Source organism: Paenibacillus sp. AK121 (assembly GCF_019042715.1).
Lineage (GTDB): Bacteria > Bacillota > Bacilli > Paenibacillales > Paenibacillaceae > Paenibacillus > Paenibacillus polymyxa_C.
In genome coordinates, this window is the sequence record NZ_JAHPJM010000002.1 from 1 (window position 1) to 26768 (window position 26768).

At 44.8% G+C, this 26768-nt stretch carries 26 protein-coding genes, 1 tRNA gene and 1 rRNA gene; 16 read left to right on the forward strand and 12 right to left on the reverse strand.

Features of this window, described 5'->3' with window-relative positions; all coding sequences use genetic code 11:
• The 3 genes from KSP24_RS03235 to gyrA all read right to left on the reverse strand — a co-directional run.
• Positions 1-58 (reverse strand): 16S ribosomal RNA (locus tag KSP24_RS03235); the annotation flags it as partial.
• A 322-nt stretch (positions 59-380) separates the two neighbouring features.
• A complete protein-coding gene (locus KSP24_RS03240; protein ID WP_025679408.1) occupies positions 381-1469 on the reverse strand; it encodes an HD-GYP domain-containing protein in 1089 nt (362 codons plus the stop codon).
• 202 nt (positions 1470-1671) lie between these two features.
• Positions 1672-4236: a DNA gyrase subunit A gene (gene gyrA / locus KSP24_RS03245; protein WP_064963824.1), complete on the reverse strand. Its 2565-nt coding sequence runs from the start codon at positions 4234-4236 to the stop codon at positions 1672-1674.
• A gap of 466 nt (positions 4237-4702) precedes the next feature.
• On the opposite strand from gyrA, the gene KSP24_RS03250 reads away from it, so the two are divergent.
• The gene (locus KSP24_RS03250) at positions 4703-5530 is read left to right on the forward strand and encodes a YheC/YheD family protein (protein ID WP_064963823.1); all 828 of its coding nucleotides are present in this window, start codon (positions 4703-4705) and stop codon (positions 5528-5530) included.
• Positions 5531-5674: 144 nt separating this feature from the next.
• Here the strand turns inward: KSP24_RS03250 and gyrB are convergent, their stop codons facing one another.
• The 6 genes from gyrB to dnaA form a co-directional block, all read right to left on the reverse strand.
• Positions 5675-7585 carry a DNA topoisomerase (ATP-hydrolyzing) subunit B gene (gene gyrB / locus KSP24_RS03255; protein ID WP_013368648.1) on the reverse strand — a complete coding sequence of 637 codons (1911 nt, stop codon included), beginning with the start codon at positions 7583-7585 and terminating at the stop codon, positions 5675-5677.
• Between the two features lie 31 nt (positions 7586-7616).
• Positions 7617-7868 (reverse strand): extracellular matrix regulator RemB, encoded by a 252-nt coding sequence (gene remB, locus KSP24_RS03260; protein ID WP_007433255.1) that lies wholly within the window; start codon positions 7866-7868, stop codon positions 7617-7619.
• Between the two features lie 16 nt (positions 7869-7884).
• Positions 7885-9000: a DNA replication/repair protein RecF gene (gene recF / locus KSP24_RS03265; protein ID WP_013368647.1), complete on the reverse strand. Its 1116-nt coding sequence runs from the start codon at positions 8998-9000 to the stop codon at positions 7885-7887.
• A gap of 54 nt (positions 9001-9054) precedes the next feature.
• The gene (yaaA, locus tag KSP24_RS03270) at positions 9055-9273 is read right to left on the reverse strand and encodes a S4 domain-containing protein YaaA (protein WP_013368646.1); all 219 of its coding nucleotides are present in this window, start codon (positions 9271-9273) and stop codon (positions 9055-9057) included.
• A gap of 37 nt (positions 9274-9310) precedes the next feature.
• On the reverse strand, positions 9311-10453 hold the full coding sequence (gene dnaN, locus KSP24_RS03275; protein ID WP_013368645.1) for a DNA polymerase III subunit beta: 1143 nt from the start codon (positions 10451-10453) through the stop codon (positions 9311-9313).
• A 186-nt stretch (positions 10454-10639) separates the two neighbouring features.
• Positions 10640-11986: a chromosomal replication initiator protein DnaA gene (gene dnaA / locus KSP24_RS03280; protein WP_013368644.1), complete on the reverse strand. Its 1347-nt coding sequence runs from the start codon at positions 11984-11986 to the stop codon at positions 10640-10642.
• Positions 11987-12775: 789 nt separating this feature from the next.
• Between dnaA and KSP24_RS25450 the strand changes: the two genes are divergently transcribed.
• The 12 genes from KSP24_RS25450 to KSP24_RS03335 all read left to right on the forward strand — a co-directional run bounded on the left by KSP24_RS25450 (position 12776) and on the right by KSP24_RS03335 (position 23444).
• Entirely contained in the window at positions 12776-12904 is a 129-nt protein-coding gene (locus KSP24_RS25450) for a hypothetical protein (RefSeq protein ID WP_274597489.1), read from the forward strand.
• A 172-nt stretch (positions 12905-13076) separates the two neighbouring features.
• Entirely contained in the window at positions 13077-13211 is a 135-nt protein-coding gene (gene rpmH / locus KSP24_RS03285; RefSeq protein WP_007433250.1) for a 50S ribosomal protein L34, read from the forward strand.
• 260 nt (positions 13212-13471) lie between these two features.
• Positions 13472-13822 (forward strand): ribonuclease P protein component, encoded by a 351-nt coding sequence (rnpA, locus tag KSP24_RS03290; protein WP_013373922.1) that lies wholly within the window; start codon positions 13472-13474, stop codon positions 13820-13822.
• A 71-nt stretch (positions 13823-13893) separates the two neighbouring features.
• Positions 13894-14760 (forward strand): YidC/Oxa1 family membrane protein insertase, encoded by an 867-nt coding sequence (locus KSP24_RS03295; RefSeq protein ID WP_013373921.1) that lies wholly within the window; start codon positions 13894-13896, stop codon positions 14758-14760.
• Positions 14757-15515 (forward strand): RNA-binding cell elongation regulator Jag/EloR, encoded by a 759-nt coding sequence (jag, locus tag KSP24_RS03300; protein ID WP_013373920.1) that lies wholly within the window; start codon positions 14757-14759, stop codon positions 15513-15515. The genes KSP24_RS03295 and jag overlap by 4 nt, the downstream gene beginning before the upstream one ends.
• A gap of 128 nt (positions 15516-15643) precedes the next feature.
• Entirely contained in the window at positions 15644-17020 is a 1377-nt protein-coding gene (gene mnmE / locus KSP24_RS03305) for a tRNA uridine-5-carboxymethylaminomethyl(34) synthesis GTPase MnmE (RefSeq protein ID WP_013373919.1), read from the forward strand.
• 97 nt (positions 17021-17117) lie between these two features.
• A complete protein-coding gene (mnmG, locus tag KSP24_RS03310) occupies positions 17118-19007 on the forward strand; it encodes a tRNA uridine-5-carboxymethylaminomethyl(34) synthesis enzyme MnmG (RefSeq protein WP_013373918.1) in 1890 nt (629 codons plus the stop codon).
• Complete coding sequence (gene rsmG / locus KSP24_RS03315) at positions 19007-19729, forward strand: 16S rRNA (guanine(527)-N(7))-methyltransferase RsmG (protein WP_040102455.1); 723 nt, start codon at positions 19007-19009, stop codon at positions 19727-19729. Before mnmG ends, rsmG begins: the two co-directional genes overlap by 1 nt.
• 386 nt (positions 19730-20115) lie before the next feature.
• Positions 20116-20934 carry a nucleoid occlusion protein gene (gene noc, locus KSP24_RS03320; RefSeq protein ID WP_013373916.1) on the forward strand — a complete coding sequence of 273 codons (819 nt, stop codon included), beginning with the start codon at positions 20116-20118 and terminating at the stop codon, positions 20932-20934.
• A gap of 187 nt (positions 20935-21121) precedes the next feature.
• Entirely contained in the window at positions 21122-21883 is a 762-nt protein-coding gene (locus KSP24_RS03325) for a ParA family protein (protein ID WP_013373915.1), read from the forward strand.
• Positions 21876-22718 (forward strand): ParB/RepB/Spo0J family partition protein, encoded by an 843-nt coding sequence (locus KSP24_RS03330; RefSeq protein WP_013373914.1) that lies wholly within the window; start codon positions 21876-21878, stop codon positions 22716-22718. The genes KSP24_RS03325 and KSP24_RS03330 overlap by 8 nt, the downstream gene beginning before the upstream one ends.
• A 204-nt stretch (positions 22719-22922) precedes the next feature.
• Complete coding sequence (locus tag KSP24_RS03335) at positions 22923-23444, forward strand: DUF4446 family protein (protein ID WP_040102457.1); 522 nt, start codon at positions 22923-22925, stop codon at positions 23442-23444.
• Here KSP24_RS03335 and yyaC read toward each other — a convergent pair.
• Positions 23398-24003, reverse strand: coding sequence for a spore protease YyaC (gene yyaC, locus KSP24_RS03340; RefSeq protein ID WP_080771881.1), 606 nt, complete (start codon positions 24001-24003; stop codon positions 23398-23400). The genes KSP24_RS03335 and yyaC overlap by 47 nt on opposite strands.
• 250 nt (positions 24004-24253) lie before the next feature.
• On the opposite strand from yyaC, the gene KSP24_RS03345 reads away from it, so the two are divergent.
• From KSP24_RS03345 to KSP24_RS03355, 3 genes are all read left to right on the forward strand, one after another.
• Positions 24254-25204: a mechanosensitive ion channel family protein gene (locus KSP24_RS03345; RefSeq protein WP_013373910.1), complete on the forward strand. Its 951-nt coding sequence runs from the start codon at positions 24254-24256 to the stop codon at positions 25202-25204.
• Positions 25194-25418 carry a DUF951 domain-containing protein gene (locus KSP24_RS03350; RefSeq protein ID WP_013373909.1) on the forward strand — a complete coding sequence of 75 codons (225 nt, stop codon included), beginning with the start codon at positions 25194-25196 and terminating at the stop codon, positions 25416-25418. Before KSP24_RS03345 ends, KSP24_RS03350 begins: the two co-directional genes overlap by 11 nt.
• A gap of 77 nt (positions 25419-25495) precedes the next feature.
• Positions 25496-25586 (forward strand) — tRNA-Ser (locus KSP24_RS03355).
• A gap of 206 nt (positions 25587-25792) precedes the next feature.
• On the opposite strand, the gene KSP24_RS03360 is transcribed toward KSP24_RS03355, so the two are convergent.
• A complete protein-coding gene (locus KSP24_RS03360) occupies positions 25793-26110 on the reverse strand; it encodes a hypothetical protein (protein WP_016822453.1) in 318 nt (105 codons plus the stop codon).
• A 366-nt stretch (positions 26111-26476) separates the two neighbouring features.
• Entirely contained in the window at positions 26477-26671 is a 195-nt protein-coding gene (locus tag KSP24_RS03365) for a YjzC family protein (protein ID WP_013373906.1), read from the reverse strand.
• Positions 26672-26768 lie beyond the last annotated feature (97 nt).

Sequence of the window (26768 nt, forward strand, 5' to 3'; positions counted from 1 at the left end):
GCATGTATTAGGCACGCCGCCAGCGTTCGTCCTGAGCCAGGATCAAACTCTCCATTAAAGACCAACCGAAGTTGGTTATAGAAAGAGCGATTTGCTCATTTTGAAACTGACGAGATAAAATATCTCATTGTTTGATTTTGCGAACAAAATCAGTTTACTCACTCGTTGTTCAGTTTTCAAAGATCAAACATTCTTTGTTTGCTTTAGGTTTTCTTTCGTTCCCCTCAGCAACTTTTATAGTATATCATGTTATTCAGGTTTGTGTCAACACTTTTTTTCAAGAGTGTTTTCTGCTTCTTTTATTTCAACACTTGAAGCGACAAGAAAGAATATATCATAAATCCACTATATTGTGCAACTGTTTTTTTAAAAAAACTCAGTTAAGTAACAATACACTCGATATAAAGCTCTCTTTGAAGCATCAGGTTAATGATCTCGCCATCTACTTGAATCAACGGACGAGTCGGGTGGTCTCGATCAGCAAATATAATTTCCCCTGTACGGTTATCATTGAGACGCACCTTGGTCCCATTATTAAATTGGGTTAGCTTTTGAATGAAGACTTGCACGACACTTGGGTCCAGCTTTCCAAATGATTCTGATTTGATTTGCTCTAGAACCAGATACGGTGATTGGGCAGGTCGGTATGTTTTCTCCAGAGTCATGGCATGGAATACATCAGCCACCCCTACGATTTTAGCGTATATGTGGATTTGCTCCCCTTTAAGACGCAATGGATATCCAGTACCGTCCACTTTCTCGTGATGCTGAAGAGCTGCCAAACGCACACCTTCGTTAATAGCCTTCACATTTTTAAGCAATTGGTATCCTAGTGATGTATGGCGGCGTACTTCTTCTTGCTCTTCCCGCGTTAGTTGGGAGGGCTTGTACAGAATGGACGGGTCCATCTTAGCATTCCCTATATCATGAAGCAACCCGGCAAAAGCCACCTGCATCCAATCCTTTTGAGGCAACCCAATCCATTGTGCAATGGAGTAAGAGGTAAGGGAGGTTAGCACGGCATTGTGAAAAATATAGTCCACTTCGATCATACCAGGCGGAGTATAGGTCATTACATTATAGCGTTGGATATGCGCCAGCAAGGACTCTAGTTGTCCCCGCAACTCATATATAGATAAATTAGAGACGAGCACTGATTGAAACGCATTCTTAACAAGCATCACCATTTTGTCATACTCATCCTGGAATTGTTCAGATTCATCTCGCCCATCTAACGAAGCTCCCTGCGATTCAGCTGTCCCAGATCGAACAGTGGTAGGCTCGCTACCGGATTTTGCAATATCATCCGTCCCTACCTCTACTTGTTGAATCAGGAACGCCTCTAAAATCTCTAAGTCACGTGGTAGCAGAATTCGCCCTTTCGGTAGTAGCAAGCTGCCCATTTCAGTAAAAACGTCGCTTTGCAATTTAAGTCCTGCTTTTAATTCGGATACGGGTACAGTTGTCATGGTCAACCTCTCTGTTCTCACAACAGCTGCTCCAGCTGCCAGTTATGATGTCATTATATTACTTGGAAATGATCCTGTACATTCATTTTATGCCATTTAAAACGTACTGGTCTGAATTGATCAGCCTGAACAAGAAAAAAAGACTCTCTTGACCAAATAGCCAGAGAGTCTCTTCAATCTTTGTTGTTTCTATATTCAGGCCTTATTCGTCCTCAGAAGATTCTGAATCGTTACCTTCCGTATCTTCTGTATTCACTTCAAGAGTTGGTTCAGCAGATGATAGAGTTGGCTCCTCACCAGTTCCTCCATTCTCTAATAAATCCTCAAGCAGTTCATCTTGCTCCTCATTCTTGTTCGCACGACAAACCGTTGCAACCGAATCATCATCGCGAATATTAATCAGTCTTACCCCTTGCGTATTCCGACCCATCGTGGAGATTTCCCCCATGCTAGTCCGGATCAAGGTGCCACTAGCTGTAATGATCATCAAGTCCTCTTCGGCTTTTACAACCTTGAGGCCGACAACTGGACCATTTTTATCGGTAACGTTAATCGTCTTGATTCCCTTGCCTCCACGGCTCTGAATACGATAATCCACAGCAGGGGTGCGTTTGCCATAACCCTTGGCTGTTACGATCAGAATATCCAGGTCGGTATTGACGATATCCATGCCGATTACAGCATCACTTTCATCAAGACTAATCCCTTTAACTCCTGTAGCACTACGTCCCATAGATCGTACATCACTTTCAGGGAAACGGATAGACATACCTTGTGCTGTGCCGATAATCATTTCCTGCTGTCCATCAGTCAGCTTCACTTCGATCAGGGCGTCATCTTCGCGCAAGTTAATGGCAATCAGGCCACCTTTGCGGATATTCGCATAGTCATCAAGAGGTGTTTTCTTAATAATCCCATGTTGGGTCGCAAAGAATAGATAACTGTCCTCCACAAATTCCTCAATTGGAATTACCGCATTGATCGACTCACCCTGTTCAATCTGAATCAGGTTAATAATCGGTGTCCCCCGAGCTGTCCGGCTTAAGTCTGGAATCTCATAAGCCTTAATCCGGTATACCTTGCCCTTGTCCGTAAAGAATAACAAATGATGATGTGAATTCGTAATGAACAGATGCTCTACGAAGTCCTCATCTTTGGTATCCATACCTACTACACCACGACCACCGCGTTTTTGACTGCGATACGTAGTAACAGGAAGGCGTTTGATATATCCAGTATGGGTTACAGTAATAATAACGTCTTCACGCGGAATGAGATCCTCATCAAGAATACTTTCTTCACCCACTGTAATTTCAGTGCGACGATCATCGGCGAAGCGTCCTTTCAGCTCATTCAGCTCTTCGCTAATGATGTTGAGTACCAGATGCTCATTCGCCAAAATTTCACGGTATTCCATTATCTTTTGAATTAGCTCGTTATATTCGTTCTCGATCTTCTCACGTTCCAAACCGGTTAAGCGTTGCAGACGCATATCGAGAATAGCCTGAGCCTGCTCAAGAGTCAGCGAGAAACGCTCAATCAGTCCTTCACGGGCTGCTTCTGCAGTTTGGGAAGAACGAATCAAGGAAATAACTTCGTCCAGATGGTCAAGAGCAATACGCAAGCCTTCCAGAATGTGTGCTCTAGCTTCGGCTTTTCTCAGATCGAATTCTGTCCGACGACGAATAACCTCAACCTGATGCTTGAGATAATAATACAAGACATCTTTCAGGTTCAAAATCTTCGGCTCATTGTTTACAATCGCAAGCATATTGATACCAAAATTGGACTGCATGGCTGTATGTTTAAACAAATTATTCAGAACGACGTTCGGGTTCACATCTCTACGCAACTCGATAACGATACGCATACCCGTACGGTCGGATTCATCTCGAAGATCCGTAATGCCTTCAATACGCTTGTCACGTACTAATTCAGCAATTTTCTCGACCAGGCGAGCCTTGTTCACTTGGTAAGGCAGTTCATGCACGATAATCCGTGCTTTATTGCCAATCTCTTCTATGGTGGTCTTCGCACGCATGGTCACAGATCCGCGGCCAGTCTGATACGCCTGGCGAATGCCTGAGCGACCTAAGATATAACCTGCTGTCGGGAAATCCGGCCCTTGAATGTAATCCATAAGTTCCATCGGCGTAATGTCAGGGTTTTCGATCAGCGCTTGTACACCATCGATAACCTCTCCCAAGTTATGCGGAGGAATATTGGTTGCCATACCAACTGCAATCCCGCCGACACCGTTAACCAGCAAGTTAGGATAACGTGCAGGCAATACGACAGGCTCGTTCTCTTCACCATCGTAGTTAGGCATAAAATCAACGGTCTCTTTGTTCAAATCACGGAGCATTTCCATGGCTATCTTGGACAGCCGTGCTTCAGTGTAACGCATTGCTGCTGCCATATCTCCATCCACGGAGCCAAAGTTACCGTGTCCATCCACCAACATATAACGCAAGGAAAAATCCTGCGCCATCCGCACCATCGTATCATACACAGCCGTATCACCATGAGGGTGGTACTTACCGATAACTTCACCGACGATTCTTGCCGATTTTTTATAAGGCTTATCTGGCGACATGCCTAGCTCGGACATCGCGTACAGAATACGACGGTGTACCGGCTTCAGTCCGTCCCGCACATCAGGCAAGGCACGGCTAACAATAATACTCATGGCATAATCCATAAAGGATTCGCGCATTTCCACTCCGATATCCCTATTGATGATTTGCGAGTTATTTTGATCCGCCATGCTGGTCCTCCTTCTCATCCTTCAATACAGCGCTCTCTATGTGAAAAGCCTAACAAGACACTGCCTATATACTCCGCTCCTTGCGCAGGATTTTGGCTGAAATCCTCATCTGTATAATTATATTACTTTCACAAAAAGAGCACAATTAAACGCATTTGTCCTCTTTACAGCGTAAAACCCTCGTCATTCCCCTTCTGCCTGTAGCAGATTGCTATTTTCTTGTACAACTTACAAGCCCTGATTATAACAAATTCCCCTGAACTGGGGATTAGCCCCCACCCTAAGGGCCTTTTCCACATACAATACGTATACGGTCAGGGTTCTACTTAGCAAAATTCCGAAAAACGCCGTATTTCTCTATTATATCATTGTTTTACGCGCTTGTCCTTTAGTTTCCCTTGTTTTGTTAAAGGGTGTGAATTCCAGGTACATGACTCATATATCGAAAAGAAAGGGATGAGAATACTTGTCTATTCAGCGAGTATCCAGTAAGTGGGCCAAAACAAATGCCATTCTTCCCCATCCGACATTGGCCGCTTATATACCGGAAACACGTTTGTACACGTTTGAGCACCTGAATGAAATGTTGGCGGTGTATGGAACTGTCTATATTAAGCCGGATAATGGTACTTATGGTAAAGGGGTTATGCGCGCAGAAAGGCAGACAGAGCAGCTTCCGCCGACAGAAGAAGGAATCATCGAGGAGAGAACTTGGTATGTGCTTCGCTATGAAGTAGATATCCTCACCTTTGAAAGTCTGGATGAGTTGCATAGGGCGGTTTCTTCTCGTATAAAGAAACGTCCATATCTAATACAGCGCGGAATTCCTCTTCTTCAGCATGAAGCCCGTCCCTTCGATCTGAGGGTATTAACCCAGATGAACTTGAGGCGTCAATGGGAAACAACGCTTATTGTAGGACGTGTAGCTGCTCCTGACAAAGTCGTCACCAATCATCACAGCGGTGGGACAACGCGCTTTTTCAATGAATTGGTGGCTCCATACATGGATGTAAAGGAAGCCGTTCGACTGGAGCAAAAATTATCGAAAATGGGCGAGCGAGTAGCTTGGCAGCTACAAAAAAGATACCCTCGTTTAAGGGAAATCGGGTTAGATGTAGGATTGGACCAGCAAAACTATCCGTGGATTTTGGAGGTCAATACAAGACCAGCCATCAAAGTGTTCGCTTCTCTCCCAAACAAAAGCCTCTATCATAAAATATTCAGATATGCAGTAGGCTACGGCCGGTATACGGCATCCACAGGTAAACCTGTACGCTCTAAGAAAAAGGCCTAAAACATTGAAATTAAATATTCAAATCCATCCGGGCTGGTTAATGAAAAGAAAAGGGACGCCCCATTTGGGCGCCCCTTGTGCACTCTTTCCTATACAATCCTAATGAACAGATATAACATAGCCATCAGGATGAAATAACACACATTAGAAATCTAGGTTTTTCACGTACTTCGCATGTTCTTGGATAAAGTCGCGGCGAGGTTCTACATTGTCACCCATTAAGGTATTGAACAGCGTATCAGCCAGCATCGCGTCACTGACAGTTACCTGCAGCATTGTACGGCTCTCTGGGTCCATCGTGGTTTCCCAAAGTTGGGTCGCATTCATCTCACCCAAACCTTTATAACGCTGTACATTGTACTTCGCATTTTCTCCAAATTCCTTAATGATCTCGTCACGTTCCGCCTCAGAGTTCGCATAACGAACAACTTTGTTACGCTCAACTTTGAATAGTGGTGGCTGAGCAATGTATATATAGCCCGCATCAATGATTTTGCGCATGTAGCGATAGAAGAACGTCAGCAACAATGTGCGAATATGAGCACCATCGACATCGGCATCTGTCATGATAATGACCTTGTGGTAACGGGCTTTGGTGATGTCAAAATCATCTCCGATCCCTGTACCCATTGCTGTTACCATTGAACGTATTTCATCACTGGACAAAATACGGTCCAAGCGTGCCTTTTCAACATTCAGGATTTTACCGCGAATTGGCAAAATCGCTTGAAAGTGACGATCACGCCCCTGCTTGGCCGATCCCCCTGCTGAGTCACCTTCGACGATGTACAATTCACTGATCGAAGCGTCCTTAGAGGAGCAATCCGCCAGCTTACCTGGGAGCGAACTAATTTCCAACGCACTTTTGCGACGTGTAAGTTCACGCGCTTTGCGCGCTGCTTCCCGGGCTCGAGCTGCTTGTAATGATTTATCAACCACACGGCGGGAGACGGACGGGTTTTCCTCCAGGAATTCCTGGAGTTTCTCTGCGAACAGAGACTCGACAATTCCTCGCACTTCACTGTTGCCGAGCTTTGTTTTAGTCTGACCCTCAAACTGTGGTTCTGGGATTTTGACGGAGATGATCGCTGTCAAACCTTCGCGTACATCGTCACCGGTCAAATTGGCGTTGTTATCCTTAATCAAGCCATTTTTGCGTGCATAATCGTTAATAATCCGGGTTAATGCACTCTTGAAACCTGATTCATGAGTTCCGCCCTCATGGGTGTTGATATTGTTGGCAAAAGAATAAATATTCTCGGTGTAGCTGTCGTTATATTGCAATGCAACTTCGACCTGAATCATGTCACGAGAGCCTTCGACATAAATTGGCTGTTCATGCAGTGCTTCTCTTTTTTGATTCAGAAACTGCACATATTCACTGATTCCACCCTCATAGTGGAATGTATCGCTGGCGCCTGTCCGTTCATCGGTCAAGCTAATTGCAATGCCTTTGTTCAGGAAAGCCAGCTCACGAATCCGCGTCTGCAGCGTATCATAGTCATATACGGTCGTTTCGGTAAAGATTTGTTCGTCCGGATAGAAGGTTGTTTGGGTACCTGTCTCTTCTGTATCACCGATGACTCTGACATCATACTGTGGAGCACCACGATGGTATTCCTGCTCATATACATGTCCATCCCGTTTGACATGAACGATCATTTTGCTGGAGAGAGCGTTCACCACGGATACACCAACCCCGTGCAGACCACCAGACACCTTGTACCCTCCGCCTCCGAATTTACCACCTGCGTGAAGTACGGTCATTACGACTTCCAGCGCTGATTTTTTCATTTTGGCGTGTTCACTTACCGGAATACCGCGGCCGTTATCTGTAACGGTAATGCTATTATCTTTGTGAACGACAACTTGAATGCTGTTACAATAACCCGCCAGCGCTTCGTCAATACTGTTGTCCACAACTTCCCAGACCAGATGATGGAGCCCCTTGACGCTCGTGGAGCCAATATACATACCGGGACGTTTCCGAACCGCTTCCAGGCCTTCGAGGACCTGAATCTCGCCCGCATCATAAGACGGTTGATTCATAGACATGCCTTTCACCTACTTCTATAGATTTCTATGGTTAAGCATTGGCAACAAACTGGTTTGCCCGCTTTTTGAGTGTTGTTGAGGAGATGGGGGAATAATACACCGTATTCTGAGTCACTACGATGGACTTGGCTTCCTCTTCACCAATCATCTCGACATGCTTTTGCTGCTGAGCGTGGTTCACGTATTGTTTGGAGATTTTAGAGGATTTTTCAATCGAGATATCGAAAATAGCCACAAGCTCTGACGAGCGGATGATCTTTTCTCCACCCAGATGAATATACATACCGGTCACTCACTCCTTAGTGTTCCACATGCCCGTCGTGGACGTGATAAATATGGGCACCCTTAAGTCGTTCTGCGTTCAACGTCTCAATCCCGGTTGCCGTGATAAAGGTCTGTACCTTGCTTTGGAAAGTCTCGATCAGCTGAGTCTGACGATAGGGGTCCAGCTCGGACAATACATCATCCAGCAGCAGGATAGGATACTCCCCAATTTCCTCATGAATTAATTCTATTTCGGCCAGCTTCAAAGACAGGGCCGTCGTCCGCTGCTGCCCCTGAGAGCCATACGTATGCACTTCTCTGCCGTTAATGGCAAAGGCCAAATCATCACGATGGGGTCCCGCCAAAGTCATGCCACGGCGGATTTCCTGTTCCCTCATTTGGGATAACTTTATCATAAATCGCTCCAATAAGACAGCTTCATCTTCTTCCTCTGGCTCACCGAAAGAGGGAACATAGGTTAATTTTAACTCTTCTGTCCCACCTGCAATCCCTTCATGAATGGCCTGGGCCCACTTTTGTAGCTTTGTTATAAATTGTTTCCGCTTTTTTACAATTTTAACACCATGCTCAACAAGTTGCTCATTCCATACCTCCAGCATCAGCTGCACGGACGCCATATCTTTACCCCAAGCTTGCTTGAGCAGGTTATTCCGCTGAACCAGCACTTTCTGATATTGCTGCAAATGATACAAATATCCTGGCGCAACTTGTCCAATTTCCATGTCAAGAAACCGGCGGCGAACCCCCGGTGTTCCTTTGACAATTTCCAGATCCTCGGGCGCAAACATGACCACGTTTAACGAACCGATAAAATCGCTCAGCTTTCGCTGCTCTAGCCCGTTGATCTTTGCTTTTTTGCCTTGTGTGGATAACGAGAGATCCAACCTGATTTTCCCATATTTCTTATCCACATCGGCAGCTAGATGGGTGGAAGTAGCCCCGAAAGAAATTAATTCCTTGTCGCGGGACGTTCGGTGACTTTTAGTTAAAGCCAATACAAAAATCGCCTCAACCAGATTCGTTTTGCCTTGCGCATTTTGTCCGATCAGCAAATTAACGGGCCCGAATTCATTCAGCTCCAGCTGTTCATAGTTCCGGTACTGCTGCAAAACAATGTTGTTCACAAACACATAGGGTCCCCCTTGTTATTCCGCACCTAAAAGGAGTCCTTGCCGTTCAGGCGATCATGCTCCTGCCGTAACCTCGAAACGTCCAATGTCCTCTACTTCTACGGTATCGCCTGGGTACAATTTTCTTCCGCGACGTTCTTCTGGCTCACCATTAACGCGGACTTGCCCCTCCTGCAGTAGGGCTTTAGCCATGCCTCCTGTGGATACACAATCGGCTAATTTCAAAAATTGATCGAGCTTGATGTATTCGGTCTGTATAGATATTGCTTTCAAGGCCTGTTCATCCTTTCGCTTGTTCGGGTGGGTGACGCTAGTTGGTTGTGCGATATGGCAGGATGATATACAGCGCATTGCTGGAATCTGCCGGTTTTAAAATAATGGGGCTCATAATGCCGGTAAAAGCAATCGTCAGCTGCTCGCTGTCAATTACCTTCAGCACGTCGAGCATATATTTGGAGTTGAACGAGATTTTGAGTGGTTCTCCCTCAAATTTAGATACATTTACTTCCTCACGCACTTTACCAAGTTCAGATGAGCTGGAGGAAATCTCTAGATCACCGTTTTCCAACGATTGCATTTTTACAATATTCGTTTTTTCCTCACGGGACAGCAAATAAGCACGGTCAATAGACTCGCTCAAACTTTTTGTGTCCACAATCAGTTCTGTTTTGTAAGAAGTCGGAATAATTCTAGAAGTATCAGGATAGGTGCCGTCCAAGATGCGGGAGTAAAATAACACGCGATCCACCTTAAATAATACCTGATTGTCCGCTACGACGATATCCACAAGCATATTTTGATCCGGAATAATTCTGCTCAGCTCATTGAGCGTTTTGCCTGCAATGACAACATTGCTAAAACGCAAGCCTTCAGACGTCTCCAAATGAGCGCTACGGGTGGCAAGGCGGTGGCGGTCCGTTGCGACAAATTTCAATTCGCCCTCAGCCAGATTCCACAATACACCAGTCAAAATAGGTGTCGTTTCATGGGTAGAGATGGAGAATACCGTCTGTTTAATCATATTTTTAAGCAAATCACCTGGCACAGAGATCACTTGATTTTCCTCAATGTTGGGAAGCACCGGAAATTCTTCAGGGTCCAAACCAACGATCTGAATTTCAGTAGCACCGGATGAGATAAAGGTTTGGAATTGGTCTTTTACCTCCATACGGATCTCCTGAGACGGCAACTTTTTGATAATTTCGACAAAGAATTTAGCGGGTAGCACTACACTGCCGGGTTGTTCGATCTGAACGACCGTTTGGTCACCATCCTCCATCGGAATAAAGGATTGAATAGAGATATCTGTATCGCTGGCGGTCAGTGTGACTCCCTGGTGATTCACATCCAGCTTAATACCACTCAAAATTGGAATTGTCGTCCGACTGGATATCGCTTTGGATACATGTTGTATGGCCTCGTTCAAAACGTTTTTCAGAATGCTAATCTTCATAAGTTCCTCCTACGGGTTTTAATCCTTCAAGCACGCGTTGACGCGGGCCTTATATAGGTGATGTATATCTTTAAAATATATTAGTAATAGTAATAGGCGCACTGAATATGTGGATAACTATCTGTAACCCTAATAAAATCAAGCCTATCCACATGTGTATAAATTGTGTATAGGCTCCGAACTTGTTCAGGTTGGATTTTTGATTTTTTCTATTAGGTTGTTGATAACTTTAAATAGATCCTGATCCACTTGAATGGATTTGGAGATTTTTTCGTGCGCATGAATGACAGTCGTATGATCACGTCCGCCGAAAGCTTCACCGATTTTCGGCAAAGAATAGTCGGTTAACTCACGGGAAAGATACATGGCAATCTGCCGTGGAAAAGCCACAGCCTTCGTCCGCTTACGTGCTTTGAAATCTTCCAGTCGTAGATTATAAAATTCCCCGACTTGATGCTGTATATCCTGAATCGTGATCATTTTTGGACGGCTGGATGGGATAATATCCTTTAACGCCTCAGCCGCGAGATGGCTTGATACATCCTGATTGGTTAAGGAAGAATAAGCGACAACGCGAATGAGCGCTCCTTCCAGCTCACGGATGTTTGTATCAATTTGATTCGCGATATACATCATGGCCTCATTAGGAATATCCAGGTTTTCCGCCCGCGCCTTTTTCCGAAGAATAGCAATTCTCGTCTCCAGATCCGGCGGTTGAATATCCGTAATCAGTCCCCACTCGAAGCGAGAACGCAGCCGTTCTTCCAGCGTTGGAATTTCTTTAGGCGGCCGATCGCTTGAGATTATAATCTGCTTGCGTTCCTCATGAAGCGCATTGAACGTATGAAAGAATTCCTCTTGCGTCGATTCCTTGCCCGCAATGAATTGAATATCATCAATGAGCAAAATATCAATGTTGCGATATTTATTCCGGAAACTTTCCCCACGGTTGTCGCGGATGGCATTAATGAATTCATTCGTAAACTTCTCCGACGATAAATAAACGACCTTGCTGGTCGGATTGTGCTCCAAAATATAGTGTCCGATAGCATGCATCAGATGCGTTTTCCCCAGACCTACACCACCGTATAGAAACAGCGGATTGTAAGCTTTGGCCGGCGCCTCGGCGACGGCCAGCGATGCCGCATGGGCAAAACGGTTCCCCGATCCGATGACAAATGTATCGAATGTATATTTGGGATTCAGCATATGGGACACAGCTTCTTCTTGAACGACTGGCTGCTGCTGAGGTTGTTGCTGAAGGTCGACCTCGGCGGGCTTGTTCTCTTCAATAACGAACTTGACCTCTAAATGCTTGCCCAAAATCTCATAAACCGTTGCTCCGACTAACTTGGTATAGCGGCTTTCAAGCCATTCCACGGCAAAAGTTGTCGGTGCAGAAATCACAATGGAGTGGTCATTTAGTTTCGCTGCCTTGGTAGCCTTAAACCAAGTATCGTAACTCGGCTTACTCAGCTTGGTTTGTATAATGGATAGAATTTGCTGCCATAGTTCAGAGGTATGGCTGTCCACAGACGTCACTCCTTTTAAATCCTGACATTTTACCGAATTAAGCTGCAGAGAGCTGCTCTCGGCGCTTCGGCAAAACGCCTAAAATCACAAAAATATTGTTTGAAGGCCATAAAAAGACATACCGCCGCCTAAATCATGCGGCAGTGTAGTGAGAGAACGCAGCACAAAATGCCCTGAAAAATAGTAATGGAAAATTCCACTGCTGATCAGCAGAAGAAGGGCGATATTTCTCAGGAGGGAATGTGCGGCACGATCCGTTCTCTTGATCCCGCAGGCCAAAACGGGACTGCAATATGTCGAAATCAAATGAAAAATGTAGAATATATCCCCAGAATCCCGAATCCGCACAAAAATAAAAAGATGGATAAATTGAACTTGTTCACAACTTTATCCACAGGGTGTTGATAATATGGAGGGTAAAACAACATATTCACATTCAAAAGTAATATCATCATAGCAAAAGAAGCCTTGTATTTCAATGACTCGTGGTTATTTATCCACAAATTCAATCTGTTGTGTACAATTTTTATTCACAACACAAGATATTGTTTATAATTTGTTCAGTTTTCGACAATAACTCTTTTTCACTCTAAAATGTTATGCACAGGTTATGACCATTTAAATCACAATTCCATTCTTTTTGTGGATCTGTGTATAACACCTGTTGCCTTTTGGTTACAGCGGCTTGTTTTTGTGTTGAAAATTTCCGGTAACGTTTCCGACATTATTTTTGGCAAATCAGATGGTGGGGATCTGAAACGATGTGGGTTCAAATGCGGAACTAAATAAATGAAAAAAAGAGCAGTTAAAAGAGCGGTATATGTGAGGGACGAAATTCACAGTAAAATGTTGATGAATCTTGAGCATGGAGAAGAAGCGAAAAAATCAGGAATAAAGGGGAAGAAAAGAGTAGAGTGAATGATGGGGGAGACGGAGAGGGTTACTGAATGTGAAAAAGAGGGAGAGAATTCAGAAGTACATTGACTTTGGCCGCTATTTGTGGTTAAATGTACAAAGGTGTTTTTTGTGGAGATTGCTATGTTAGGTATATTCCATATAAAACGTATTCCTTGTAAGGAGGTGCAGCACAATGAGACCGACTTTCAGACCGAATGTCAGCAAACGTAAAAAAGTTCACGGCTTCCGTAAAAGAATGAGCACGAAGAATGGCCGTAAAGTTTTGGCAGCTCGTCGCCAAAAAGGTAGAAAAGTATTGAGTGCGTAATGCGTGCATAAAGACCACTACGGTGGTCTTTTTTTTCATAATTGAAGTATTTATGGATCGGATTGCTTCTTCTGATTGTAGAAATGTAGTGTAAAAAGAGGGACAAGTCCTGCATCCTGCTCTATATTAGATGAGGTTTTTGAAAACGGATATAAAATAAGCGAGATTACCATGTTGGAATATTGTCCATACTTCTTACTATATAAGAGGTAAGGGTTGCTTACCGATATGTGTAAAAGAGATGAGCAAGGAGAAGCGCCGTGCAAAAAAAATTGCGTCTACGAAACCGGGCGGACTTTGGGCGCGTATACCGCCATGGCAAATCTTTTGCCAACCATCAGTTTGTGGTGTACTGGTTCCGCCGCAGAGAGGTAGAGCAGTTCCGCGTCGGAATTTCGGCTAGCAAGAAGATCGGCAATGCAGTTGTCCGCAACCGGATGCGCAGGATCGTTAAGGAAATCGTGCGCCATCATGAGCAGGAATTGGTGGAGCAAATTGACCTGATTTTTATCGTTCGTAAGGGTGCGGTTACAAAGTCGTATCAAGAGCTGGAGAAAAGCGTGCTGCACGTTTTGCGCAAAGCCTCGCTGCTCAAGTCTACGCGCCGATAGTCAGTATCTTTGTCCTACAGGATATGGTATGATTTACGTTGGAATGGATTGGTTAAGAAAGGGGTTATGAAGTGTCGCGTTTGAAGACTCAACGGGGAAAATGGTTCCTCCTGATTGCCTTATTGGCACTTGTTGCTGTGCTGTCCGGATGTACCCAGGCGGCTCACAATTCTTACACGACGGCAGACTTGGCCAATGGATCTTGGTGGCAAAGATATGTCGTTTACTGGTTTTCGTATGCGCTGGATACATTTGCCCAATGGTTCTCTGGAGAATATGGCCTGGCCGTACTGATTCTGGTGATCATCGTGCGTACCATTATTTTGCCGCTTACACTCAAGCAAGTACGCAGTTCCAGAGCAATGCAGGCTATTCAGCCGCAATTAAAAGAAATTCAAGCGAAATACAAGGATACACCTGAGCGAGTTCAGCAAGAAACGATGAAATTGTTTCAAGAAAACAAGGTTAACCCAATGGCGGGCTGTCTGCCTTTGTTAGTACAGATGCCCATTTTTATCGCGCTTTATAATGCCATTTATTATAACTCGGCATTGCGGGATCATGACTTTTTGTGGCTCCAGTTAGGTAAACCGGATCACTTCTTTATCCTGCCGATTCTAGCAGCGATTACGACTTTTATCCAAACTTGGATGATGATGAAAATGAATCCGACACCGCAGCAAGGACCAATGCAATTTTTGCTGTATGTCTATCCGGTGCTGATTCTATTCATGTCGTATAACTTCCCGTCTGCTTTGCCGTTGTACTGGTTTTTCAGTAATATTTACACGATTGTTCAAAACTATTTCCTTTATCGGAATAATGATAAGGACGCAGCATTGGCTAATGTGAAAACAGCCAGTCTCACGAAAACAGGTTCCTCTAATAGTAAGAAAAAAAGTGGTAAAAACACGAAGGGGGCTAAAAAGTCGAGATGACCAAAGTCGTGACATCAGGAAAAACCGTTGAAGATGCTGTAAGACAAGGACTCTCCCAGCTGGGAGTAAGCCGTGAACGGGTAACCGTAAACGTGTTGGAACAGCCGTCAAAAGGATTCCTGGGGTGGCTAGGGGTCAAAAAGGCGAAGGTGGAGCTTACGCTGCTTTCTGAGCCGTCTCCTGAAACCACACACACGGCTGAACCTCATGTATCGGCTCAAGCACCTTCTGACGTGGGACAGGCTGTATCACAAGCTGGGTCTGTTGCGCAGGAAGCGCAGAGGAACATGGAAGCATCCAGGGGACATATAGATCCTTATGAAGAGGCGGTGCGTTTCATCCGTGAAACTGCTGCAGGCATGGGACTGGACGTCGAAGTCGATGTCCGTCATCGCAAGGATGAAAGTACTCTGGATATCTCCGGTCCATCGCTCGGTATGCTAATTGGCCGCAGAGGACAGACATTAGATGCCTTGCAGTACCTGACGAATATTGTTGCTAACCGTCATTCTGATAAATTTATCCGAATTGTGCTGGATGCCGAGCAATTTCGTGCACGTCGGCGGAAAACGCTGGAGGATTTGGCGGAACGATTAGCGAACCAAGCTGTTCGCTATGGCAAGGAAGTGGTACTGGAGCCAATGCCGTCCCAGGAGCGGAAGCTGATTCACGCCAAGCTCCAGCAGCATGCGCTGGTTAGAACATACAGCAAGGGGGACGAGCCTAATCGGCGCGTTGTCATTGCCAAGAAATAATCCGACGCAATGGCTCTCTGCAAGCTGCAGAAGCCATTGCTTTTTTTCTTATATTTCACACTGAAACGGGTGCCGTCCTTGATGAAGGGCGGCAATGCCGTTTTTACTTGATAGGAGGTAGAAACGATATGCTGAGCGATACCATAGCTGCCATTGCAACGGCTGTCGGCGAGGGCGGCATTGCAGTTGTGCGGGTCAGCGGTCCAGAAGCGGTCACGGAAGTGGAGGCTTTGTTCCGTAGTAAAACGCCCTTAAGTAAGGTTCCGACGCACACGGTACACTATGGACATATTATAGATCCTCAAAGCCAAGAGAAGGTGGAGGAAGTTTTAGTTACAGTGATGCGGGCACCACGCTCTTTTACAACAGAAGATGTGGTAGAGATCAGCACTCATGGCGGGGTGGTAGCCGTTAAACGAGTGATGGATTTGTTACTGCTGCAAAATATACGTCTGGCTGAGCCAGGTGAATTTACGAAACGTGCTTTTTTGAATGGTCGTATTGATCTGAGTCAAGCGGAGGGCGTCATTGACTTAATTCGCTCCAAATCGGATAAAGCCTTTTCGATGGCTTTGAAGCAGGTGGATGGTCAACTGTCCCAGAATATTCGTCGTTTGCGTCATGTTTTGGTTGAGACACTTGCTCATATCGAAGTAAACATTGATTACCCTGAGCATGATGTAGAATCCTTTACGTCTGAGTTAATCAAGGATAAAAGCAGCCAGGTCATGGCGGAAATTGATCGGCTGTTGCATACAGCGGAGCAGGGGAAAATTTTGCGTGAAGGGCTGACTACAGCGATTGTCGGAAGGCCGAATGTAGGCAAATCGTCACTGCTAAACACACTGGCTCAGGGCGAACGGGCGATTGTGACCGATATTCCGGGTACGACCCGTGACGTTATTGAGGAGTATGTGACGATTAATAATATTCCGCTCAAGTTGCTGGATACAGCTGGAATCCGGGAAACGATGGACGTCGTGGAACGGATCGGGGTAGAGCGTTCGAGAACGGCAGTGAGTGAAGCGGATCTGCTGCTCATCGTCATTAATGCCAACGAACCACTGCACGAGGATGAAATGGCATTAATGGAACAAATCCGCGGTAGACAAGCGATTGTTATTATGAATAAAATGGACTTACCGGCCCAAATAGACCGGGATTTGTTGCTGCGCTATGTTCCTGAAGAGCTTATTGTGCCGATGTCTGTGAAGGAAAATGAGGGAGCAGATCGGCTGGAGCAGGCTATATCGAATTTATTCTTTAGCGGCAAGCTGGAATCAGCGGATATGACGTATGTCAGCAATGTACGGCATATTGCTTTGCTGAAGAAAGCGCGCCAATCATTGGTAGATGCCTATGAAGCTGCTGATCAATTAGTTCCGATTGATATGATCCAGATTGATGTAAGGCTGGCATGGGAGCAGTTGGGTGAGATTGTAGGCGATACTGCGCATGATGCGTTAATAGATCAAATATTTTCACAATTCTGTCTGGGTAAGTAGAACATTCAAGCATGGCTGTTTTAAGCCTGCTATCGTTATAGATACACAAGAACATACTCGGGGTGAAAACTCGAATGTATAAGGAGGTAAGAGAGGTATGGGATATCAAGGAGGCGACTATGATGTGATTATCGTCGGTGCGGGCCATGCGGGCGTAGAATCCGCCTTGGCAGCAGCACGGATGGGCTGTCGTACATTGATGATCACAATTAACCTGGATATGGTCGCATTCATGCCCTGCAACCCGTCTATTGGTGGTCCCGCAAAGGGTCATGTAGTACGGGAAATTGATGCATTGGGCGGCGAAATGGGTCGGAATATCGACAAGACATTTATCCAAATGAGAATGTTAAATACTGGCAAGGGTCCTGCCGTGCATGCCTTGCGTGCGCAAGCAGACAAGTTTTCTTATCAGCATGCGATGAAGGAAACGATGGAGAAGGAACCGAATCTGACCTTACGCCAAGGTATGGTTGAAGAACTGATTATAGAAGACGGTAAATGCGTAGGTGTAATTACGAAGACGGGCACAGAGTATCGTAGTAAAGCAGTTGTCCTGACTACTGGCACCTATCTGCGCGGGAAAATCATTATGGGTGAGCTGATGTATGAGAGTGGTCCGAACAATCAGCAGCCTTCGTTGAGACTTTCTGAACATTTGAGAGAGCTTGGTTTTGATCTAGTTCGGTTTAAGACAGGAACACCACCACGTGTGCATAAGGATACAATTGATTTTAGTAAAACAGAAATACAGCCAGGCGATGATCAGCCGAAGTTCTTCTCCTATGAAACGAAGTCCTCGGATAATGAGCAGCTTCCTTGCTGGCTGACGTATACTTCAGTGGAAACACATCAGATTATTAATGATAATTTGCATCGTGCACCGATGTTCTCTGGTCTGATTGAAGGAACGGGACCACGTTATTGCCCATCTATTGAAGATAAAGTGGTGCGTTTCAGTGATAAGCCGAAGCACCAAATCTTTTTGGAGCCTGAGGGTAAAAACACATCTGAATACTATGTTCAAGGCTTGTCGACAAGCTTGCCAGAGGACGTGCAATTAGCAGTACTACGTACCATTCCAGGGATGGAAAAGGTAGAAATGATGCGTAACGGTTACGCTATTGAATACGATGCGATGGTACCAACTCAATTGTGGCCTACTTTGGAAACGAAAAAAGTACCTGGCTTATTCACGGCAGGTCAAATTAACGGGACATCTGGTTATGAAGAAGCTGCGGGTCAAGGAATTATGGCTGGTATTAATGCAGCTCGTAAGGTGCAGGGCAAAGAGCCCGTCGTACTGGATCGTTCTCAAGGCTACATTGGGGTTCTGATTGACGATCTGGTGACGAAGGGTACAAATGAGCCATATCGCTTGCTGACCTCCCGTGCAGAATACCGTCTGTTGCTGCGGCATGATAACGCGGATCTGCGATTGACTCCGATCGGGCATGATATCGGCCTGATTACTGATGAACGATACGAGCGCTTTTTGGATAAAAAACAAAAGGTAGAGCAAGAAATTGAGCGTTTGCGTTTAGCTAAAGTTCGTCCGGTTGATGTAAATGAGATGCTGGAGCAAGGCGGATCTGCACCGATACAGGACGGCAGTAATCTGTTGACGGTGCTGCGTCGACCTGAGATCAGCTATGCACAAGTGGCACAAATTTCACCTTCACCTGTAGCCCTTACTGAGGAAGAGCAAGAACAGGTGGAAATCCAAATTAAGTATGCGGGCTACATTGAAAAGCAGTTGATGCATGTAGAACGACTGCAAAAGATGGAGAAGAAGAAGCTTCCAGAGGATATCGCATACAATGAAGTTCAAGGCTTGGCCATTGAAGCCAAGCAGAAACTTGAGAAGATTCGTCCGATGTCCATTGGTCAGGCATCCCGTATCTCCGGTGTAACCCCTGCAGATATTTCCATTTTGCTGGTTTATCTGGAGCACTATAACCGTGTAACGGCAGCGAGGGGATCTTAATGGACGCGATACAACAGCAGTTCAAGCAGCGGCTGGCAGAGCATAGCATTGTGATTAATGACAGTCAGTTAGAGCAGTTTGAAACATATTACCGTGTGCTGGTTGAATGGAATGAAAAAATGAACCTGACGGGTATTACTGAGCGAGAAGCGGTGTACACCAAGCATTTTTACGATTCTGTTTCACTTGCCTTTTATGTTCCGTTAAATGATGTGGAGAGCCTGGCTGACATTGGGTCAGGCGCAGGTTTCCCTGGTATCCCTTTGAAAATATGTTTTCCACATATTCAATTGACCATCGTAGACTCATTGAACAAACGGATACAATTCTTAGCACATGTTGTAGAGCAGTTGGGACTGGAAAATGTCGAACTGATTCACAGCAGGGCAGAGGAATTGGGACGCAAAGCAGGATATCGTGATAGCTATGATCTGGTCACAGCCCGAGCCGTTGCCCGTCTCGCGGTACTAAATGAATTTTGTCTGCCTTTTGTCCGTGAAGGTGGGCACTTTGCAGCGATGAAGGGTAGCGATCCAACCGAAGAAATCAAGGAAGCTTCCTACAGTTTGAAAGAGCTGAAGGGGAGAATCAAGCATGTTCAGGCCTTCCAGCTACCTGTTGAGGATGCAGCCAGACATATGATTATTATTGAAAAAAGAGCAGCTACACCACGGAAATACCCGCGTAAGCCAGGTACTCCTTTGAAGGCTCCGTTAGTGTAAATGTTTGAAAGAAAGTGAATGTTTCACGTGAAACATTCACTTTTTTTATGGTTTATAGATCTTTGCTTAAGAAGACTCCTTGCGTAATACCCTCTACATAATTTTATTCTTTTATCCTTTCGAAAAGCTGGTAGAGACGATAGGATTATGACTGGAAAAGTGATAGAATAGAGATAATCGTTTTAGTGTAAGTTGGCTGCTTCCCGTACTCATGATTTCAGATATACATATAGGGAAGTGGGACAACAAATGTCAGGGGAGTACGTGGAGTGTACCCGCTTACGGCGCTGTTTCATATAGAAGGGTCTACAATCCCCGTAAGGAACTGTTTTTCACGAAGCGCTGTTTGTATGGTGCTATTATGAAATTAGGTGGTATTATACGGAATGAAAGAACAATTTTCCAAGCTATTTGGTTTGACGGAGCGATCCAATGGGGACGAAATAAAACAAATTCCAGTTCGGGATATTGTCAGCAGTCCTTATCAGCCCCGCACCATATTTGACGACGAGAAGATTGATGAGCTATGCCAGACTATTAAGACGCATGGTGTAATTCAACCGATTGTCGTTCGTTTCCGTAATGGACAATATGAAATTATAGCAGGGGAACGTCGTTGGAGAGCTGTCACCAAGCTGGGTATGGAGACGATTCCAGCCATTGTTCGTGAGTTTAATGATTCACAAGCTGCATCCATCGCGTTGATTGAGAATCTTCAGCGTGAGGGTCTAACTGCGATTGAAGAGGCTGTAGCTTATCAAAAGCTGATTGACCTGCATCAACTTACCCAGGAAAGCCTCGCTCAGCGACTTGGCAAAAGCCAATCCACTATTGCTAATAAAATACGGCTGCTTCATTTGCCGGAGAGAGTGAAAGAGGCCCTAATGGAACGGAAGGTGTCCGAGCGTCACGCCCGTGCATTATTGTCGTTAGAGACCGAAGAACTACAGTACAAGGTTTTAGATGAAGTAATTGCTAAGGAACTCAATGTGAAGCAGACAGAGGCACGAGTTGCCTTTTATAAACAAGTATCCACGATTAAGAAATCAAAGCGGATTTCCTTTACTAAGGATGTCCGGCTTGCGCTGAATACGATTCGTCAATCCATTGATATGGTGTCTGGCTCAGGGTTGGATATCAAAACAAAGGAATCTGATCATGAGGATCACTATGAGATTGTCATTCAAATTCCCAAACGTAAGTAAGGGATGAAGCGTACAGCGGCAGCAATTGCCGCTTTTTCTGTCTAACGCCAACATAAAACCGCAGCATACTCGTATTCTATTTTGAAAATTGCCGTTATCCGTAAGTTAAGGACTAAGTAACGTCTTCATAGAGCTTTTGCAATCATGGAACGTAGCAGGATTCCGATTAAATTATGAGGTGAATGAAGTGTCAAAAATAATAGCCGTAGCCAATCAAAAGGGCGGAGTAGGCAAAACGACTACTTCCGTGAATTTGGGCGCCGGACTTGCTTCCCTCGGCAAAAGGGTATTGCTCGTGGATATCGACCCGCAAGGTAATACAACCAGCGGTGTGGGTATCAATAAGGCGGATGTGGCAAATTGTATTTATGATGTACTCATTAACGAGGTTGACCCTAGCGAGGCGATTATCAGTACACAGGTCGAGGGATTGGATATTATCCCGGCAACCATTCAATTAGCAGGTGCTGAAATCGAACTGGTACCAACTATTTCTCGCGAATTGAGATTAAAAAGATCACTTCAGCTCGTCAAGCATAATTATGATTATATATTAATAGATTGCCCTCCATCGCTGGGTATTTTGACGCTCAATTCCTTGACGGCTTCCGATTCAGTCATTATTCCGATCCAGTGTGAATATTACGCGCTGGAAGGATTAAGCCAATTGTTGAATACCGTGCGATTAGTACAAAAACATTTAAATACCTCTTTGCAAATTGAGGGTGTGTTGCTAACCATGTTTGACGCTCGCACAAACTTGGGCATTCAGGTCATTGAAGAAGTGAAAAAGTACTTTCAAAGCAAAGTTTATCAGACGATTATTCCACGCAACGTGAGACTCAGCGAAGCACCATCACATGGCCAGTCCATTATTACGTATGATCCCCGTTCTCGTGGGGCAGAGGTATATATTGAGTTGGCAAAGGAAGTGGTATCTTATGAGTAAACGGTTGGGAAAGGGACTGGATGCACTTATTCCCTCCCTTACAGTTAGTGAAGAGGATAAGGTTGTTGACATTCCGCTCAGCCAGTTGCGGGCGAACCCATACCAGCCTCGGAAAACGTTTGATGAGGAGTCTATTAAGGAATTAGCGGAATCCATTCGTCAGCACGGTGTTATCCAACCCATTATTGCGCGTAGTGTCTTGAGAGGATATGAGATTATAGCCGGGGAAAGGCGGTTTCGGGCATCTCAATTTTGTGGGAATCCGACCATACCCGTGGTTGTTCGCAATTTTACAGATCAGCAGGTAATGGAGATTGCCTTGATTGAGAATTTGCAGCGTGAAAACTTAAATGCAATGGAAGTAGCAGTAGCTTATCAGGGGTTAATGGATCAGTTCTCCTTAACTCAGGAAGAGTTGTCCATGAAAGTGGGAAAATCACGTTCACACATTGCCAATTTCCTTCGCTTGCTCGCATTGCCTGAAGAGGTTAAAGATCATGTTTCACGTGGAACATTGTCTATGGGGCATGCTAGAGCAATTGTTGGGCTCAAAGATCCAGACATGGTAAAACAACTAGCCTTGCAATGCATTGAGCAACAGTGGAGTGTTCGTGAACTCGAGGAAGCCGTACAGCAGTTGGATCATAAGCCTGGAGAAACAAAAGCTAAAGCAAAGGTACGAAAAAAGGACCCCTATATTGACCATATGGAAGAGTCCCTACGCGAGCGTTTTAAAACAACTGTGAAGATCAAGCACAATAAAGATAAAGGCAAAATCGAATTGAATTATTACAGCCAGCAGGATTTGGAAAGATTACTGGAGCTATTACAGTAGTCCGTAAAAATATGGACATGTCTCCTTGAGTGAAATGGAAAGTGAGATATGTCTTTGCTTTGTCTGGAATTGCAGGAATCAGAATGGTTTTGATGGATAAACTAATAGCCTTGTGTTATTTGTCTCGCTGTTCTCAAACGTTTAAAATAAAAGGTAAGCAAAGCAGTAACATGATTTTTGAGGTAGAGGGGTAGAAACAAACATATGGCTGAATTGAATGGACTAATCATGGAGCAGCTTGCTGGAATTGTTGCAGGGATCGTGCTTATTTTGCTTATCCTGTTGATTGTTATTATTGTACAGGGATCAAAGCTGAAGAAGATGCGGCGAAAGTATGAAACCATGATGGCAGGCAGCGGTGTAGAGAATTTGGAAACGCTGCTGATTGATTTAAAGGTGCAGATGGATACGATTGAAGATGAGCAGGAAGCCCACCGTGCAAGTATGAAATCACTACGCAGCAAACTGACTGGCTTGAAGGGACATATAGGCATCAAACGTTATAATGCCTTTGGTGAGAGAGGGAGCGATTTAAGCTTCTCTCTGGCTATTGTAGACGATAATCAGGACGGAATAGTATTGACCGGTATTTATAACCGGGATGGCTCATATGTGTATGCCAAGCCTCTGGAAGCGGGACAATCCGCTTATTCCTTATCACCTGAAGAGAAAGAAGCTATTACTCTTGCGCAGCAAGTAGGACAGACCGGTAATGCCACTCCCTAATTGCGGAGTATAAGCTACTAGCTATGATATCTGATAACTTCATTACCAAATTTAGTCTCGTATTTTGTAACACGAAGTATTCCATGAAGCCGCCGACGTTAACGATACCAGTCAAATGGATATCGCCGACCGGCGGTAATTCTTTATTTACACCTGCTCCAGGCTTGAGAGGACCCTCTGCAACCTGAATGCATCCAACACTGGAGGTTTGTCCAAGACATGCGTCTATGCCAATGATATAAGGCTGTTCGTATCGGTCATGTATGCCGTTCAGTGTGGTTTGCAGGTTCATAGCATGTACAGGCTCATCTAATGTTCCATACAGATTAAATAGGGGGCTTTTGTAGCGGGACAAATGGGTACCCACAAGCGGGCCAAGGCAATCTCCAGTAGAACGGTCGGTGCCAATGCAAATGATGACGATATTTTGTAGACTCCGCGCCTGATGCAGATGGAACAGCAAACGATGGATGATGGCTGATTGGATCCCGGGATCGGTGTGTGATATTTTTAAGCTTAGGGGTTCTTGCCCCGGAATGAAGTCAGATGGATAAGTCATGGAATCTTCCTTTCGTCCTGTGATGAAGTGTGCAGGTTATGCTCGCCTACCTTTAAGAATATACTTGGCCTGCGGGTAACAATTATTCTCAAGATAGTAGCTAGTATATGGATAAACTTGTGCTTTTATACTCGGGAAAAATAGATTATTCATAGCCATTTGTTTGAAGTCGGGAGATATGCTTATATAGATAGGAAATAGAATGTGGGAAATAGAAAGAGTAGTTCCCTGGTTTGAGGAGGAGTACAGCATGACCTTTATACATTGGTTGGCCGGTAATTTAGACACGGATGACGTAGTGCAAGGTGCGATTCATTGGAAGGATGCTGTATGGAAATGGCTTACAGATAGTGCGATGTGGTCGACCTTTTTGTTTGTGATTTTGAAAATCGTAATTATTTTCATCATTACACGTATCTTTATTCGAGTTATTAATAAAATTATAGATAAGTCGATGGAGCAAAAGGGAGATAACGGCAGATTCCGATTGAATACCAGACGGTTAACGACTGTGGGCGAACTGCTGAAAAATGTAACAAATATTGTATTCAATTTCATCTTGATTATGCTGGTGCTATCGCAAATGGGTATAAATCTAGGCCCTCTGATTGCTGGAGCTGGAGTGCTTGGGTTGGCTGTAGGTTTTGGGGCACAGAGCTTGGTTAAGGATGTAATTACCGGATTCTTCATTATATTTGAGGATCAATTTGCCGTAGGAGACGTCATTCAGACGGGGACTTTCAAGGGGACGGTAGAAATGATTGGGCTACGTACAACCAGGCTGGTGAGCTGGAAAGGTGAGGTGTACATTTTACCGAACGGCTCCATTACGACAGTAACGAACTTCTCCATGTCCAACGCGTTGGCGGTGGTAGATGTGCCAATGAAGGCGGAGCGTAGTCTGGAGGAAGCCGTCAGCTTGGTAAAACAGGCGATCCAAGGCATCGAAGAGTCCAATGCGCAGATACTTAATATGCCGGATGTGTTAGGCGTTCAGTCCATGACTACATCAGAGTATATCGTACGTGTTGTGGCGGAATGTATGCCGAACACAGGGGCCTTGGTAGAGCGTGATATTCAGAATAATATCAAGAGGGCTCTGGAGGACGAGGAACATCGTCAGGCCGCACTGGAAACGGCGATCACCCTTGAAAAAGAAGATGAGCCAGGAAGAAAAGGGGGAGAGAAGGGTGGAGCGTAAGTCGTTTGAACTAGGGGATATTGTGCAGATGAAGAAGCCTCATCCGTGTGGAACGAACGAGATGGAAATCATCCGGATGGGGATGGATATTCGAATCAAATGTGTCGGATGCCAGCATAGTGTGCTGATTCCGCGTGCCAAGTTCGAAAAGAATATGAAAAAAGTGCTGCGCTCAAAGTCCAGTGGTGACGAGCAGAACTCGGAAACCATTTGAGCAGAGAAAGTGGATCATGGTGAACAAGAAATCAGCTTGCGTCATGAAAGCAATGATGATATAATTATCCTTGCTGCGGAAAGGTACCCAAGAGGTCCAAGGGGGCTGACTCGAAATCAGTTAGGCGTCGCAAGGCGTGCGTGGGTTCGAATCCCACTCTTTCCGCCACTAACTTTATGAACTAAATCAATCTCTTACGTCTGCTGATGTGGGGGATTTTTTGTTTTATGGCAATAAATAAATCAGATTACTAAAAATGAATGTAACGATATCGAAAAAATGATTAAGAATCTATTGGTGAATGAATAAGGCGTTAGAGCAAAAGAAAGCTCCTAACAGCGTTTGAAATAATAGCTGTTAAGAGCTTTCTTTTGCTATAGCTGATTAGGCGGGTAATGATAGCGTTTGGTTCTCTTTGAGCCAGAGATCATCAGAAGGATGGCTGCAATCAAATGGAGTGCCCAGCCAACAAAAGGAATCCAGGCTAGCAAGGAAGTGAGTACTCCCCAGACAGAACCGTAGATCGCTTCCTGATTGCGTAACGACAGGATAAGTGTTACTGCATGCAGGACAAGCATAAACCCTAAAGCTGAGTAGCCAGTCCCCATGACAATAGCTCCTCCCACAATCGGTACAGCCAGCACCAATTCGAATATACCTGATATCCACTTTAATATACGAGAATAGCTCATCTTTAAACCTCCGTAGATAGTAGGTCTTTGTACTTGGATATATTCTAGCAGAAGGAGCTGAATTAATCTGCATTTTACCAGTATATGCAAAAAGTCCGATAATGCAACAAAGGAGGACCACAAAGGTCCTCCATCGTAGGCGATACATTTTTAACAGGATACGATCTGTCCAATCACATCATGAAACTCGGTGTACTGACTAGCAATACCGTGTTGAAAAGACAGTGTCCTTTTACACAAACCTAACGCTTCTAATGCCCGGAATGGATCTCCTAACAGTTTGTAAGGCTACGTTGTCCAACGGAACCACACCTCTCTGTTGTATCGCCTAATCATAATATGGCCAGGATTCCGAAGAAATATACATTAGTGGACGCGAGCTTTCGTTTTTTTCTTCCACTTGCGATTATGATTGGTGGTCTTCGGAAAAGAATCGCCTCTTTCCAACGTTATTTGCTGCGGGTTTTGGATTTCAGTATGAAAGCTTTTTTCTCCAACCTCCATATATACGCCGTCGTTTGGGACCTTATCCCCGGGTACGAACTCAGTCTTTTCACCCATACGGTTGTGCCTCCTTAGATAATGAATTTGGACTGCAACGGTTATTGTGCGCTGTCTTAAACAGAAACATGCGAAATTAGGGTACACAGATAGTAGT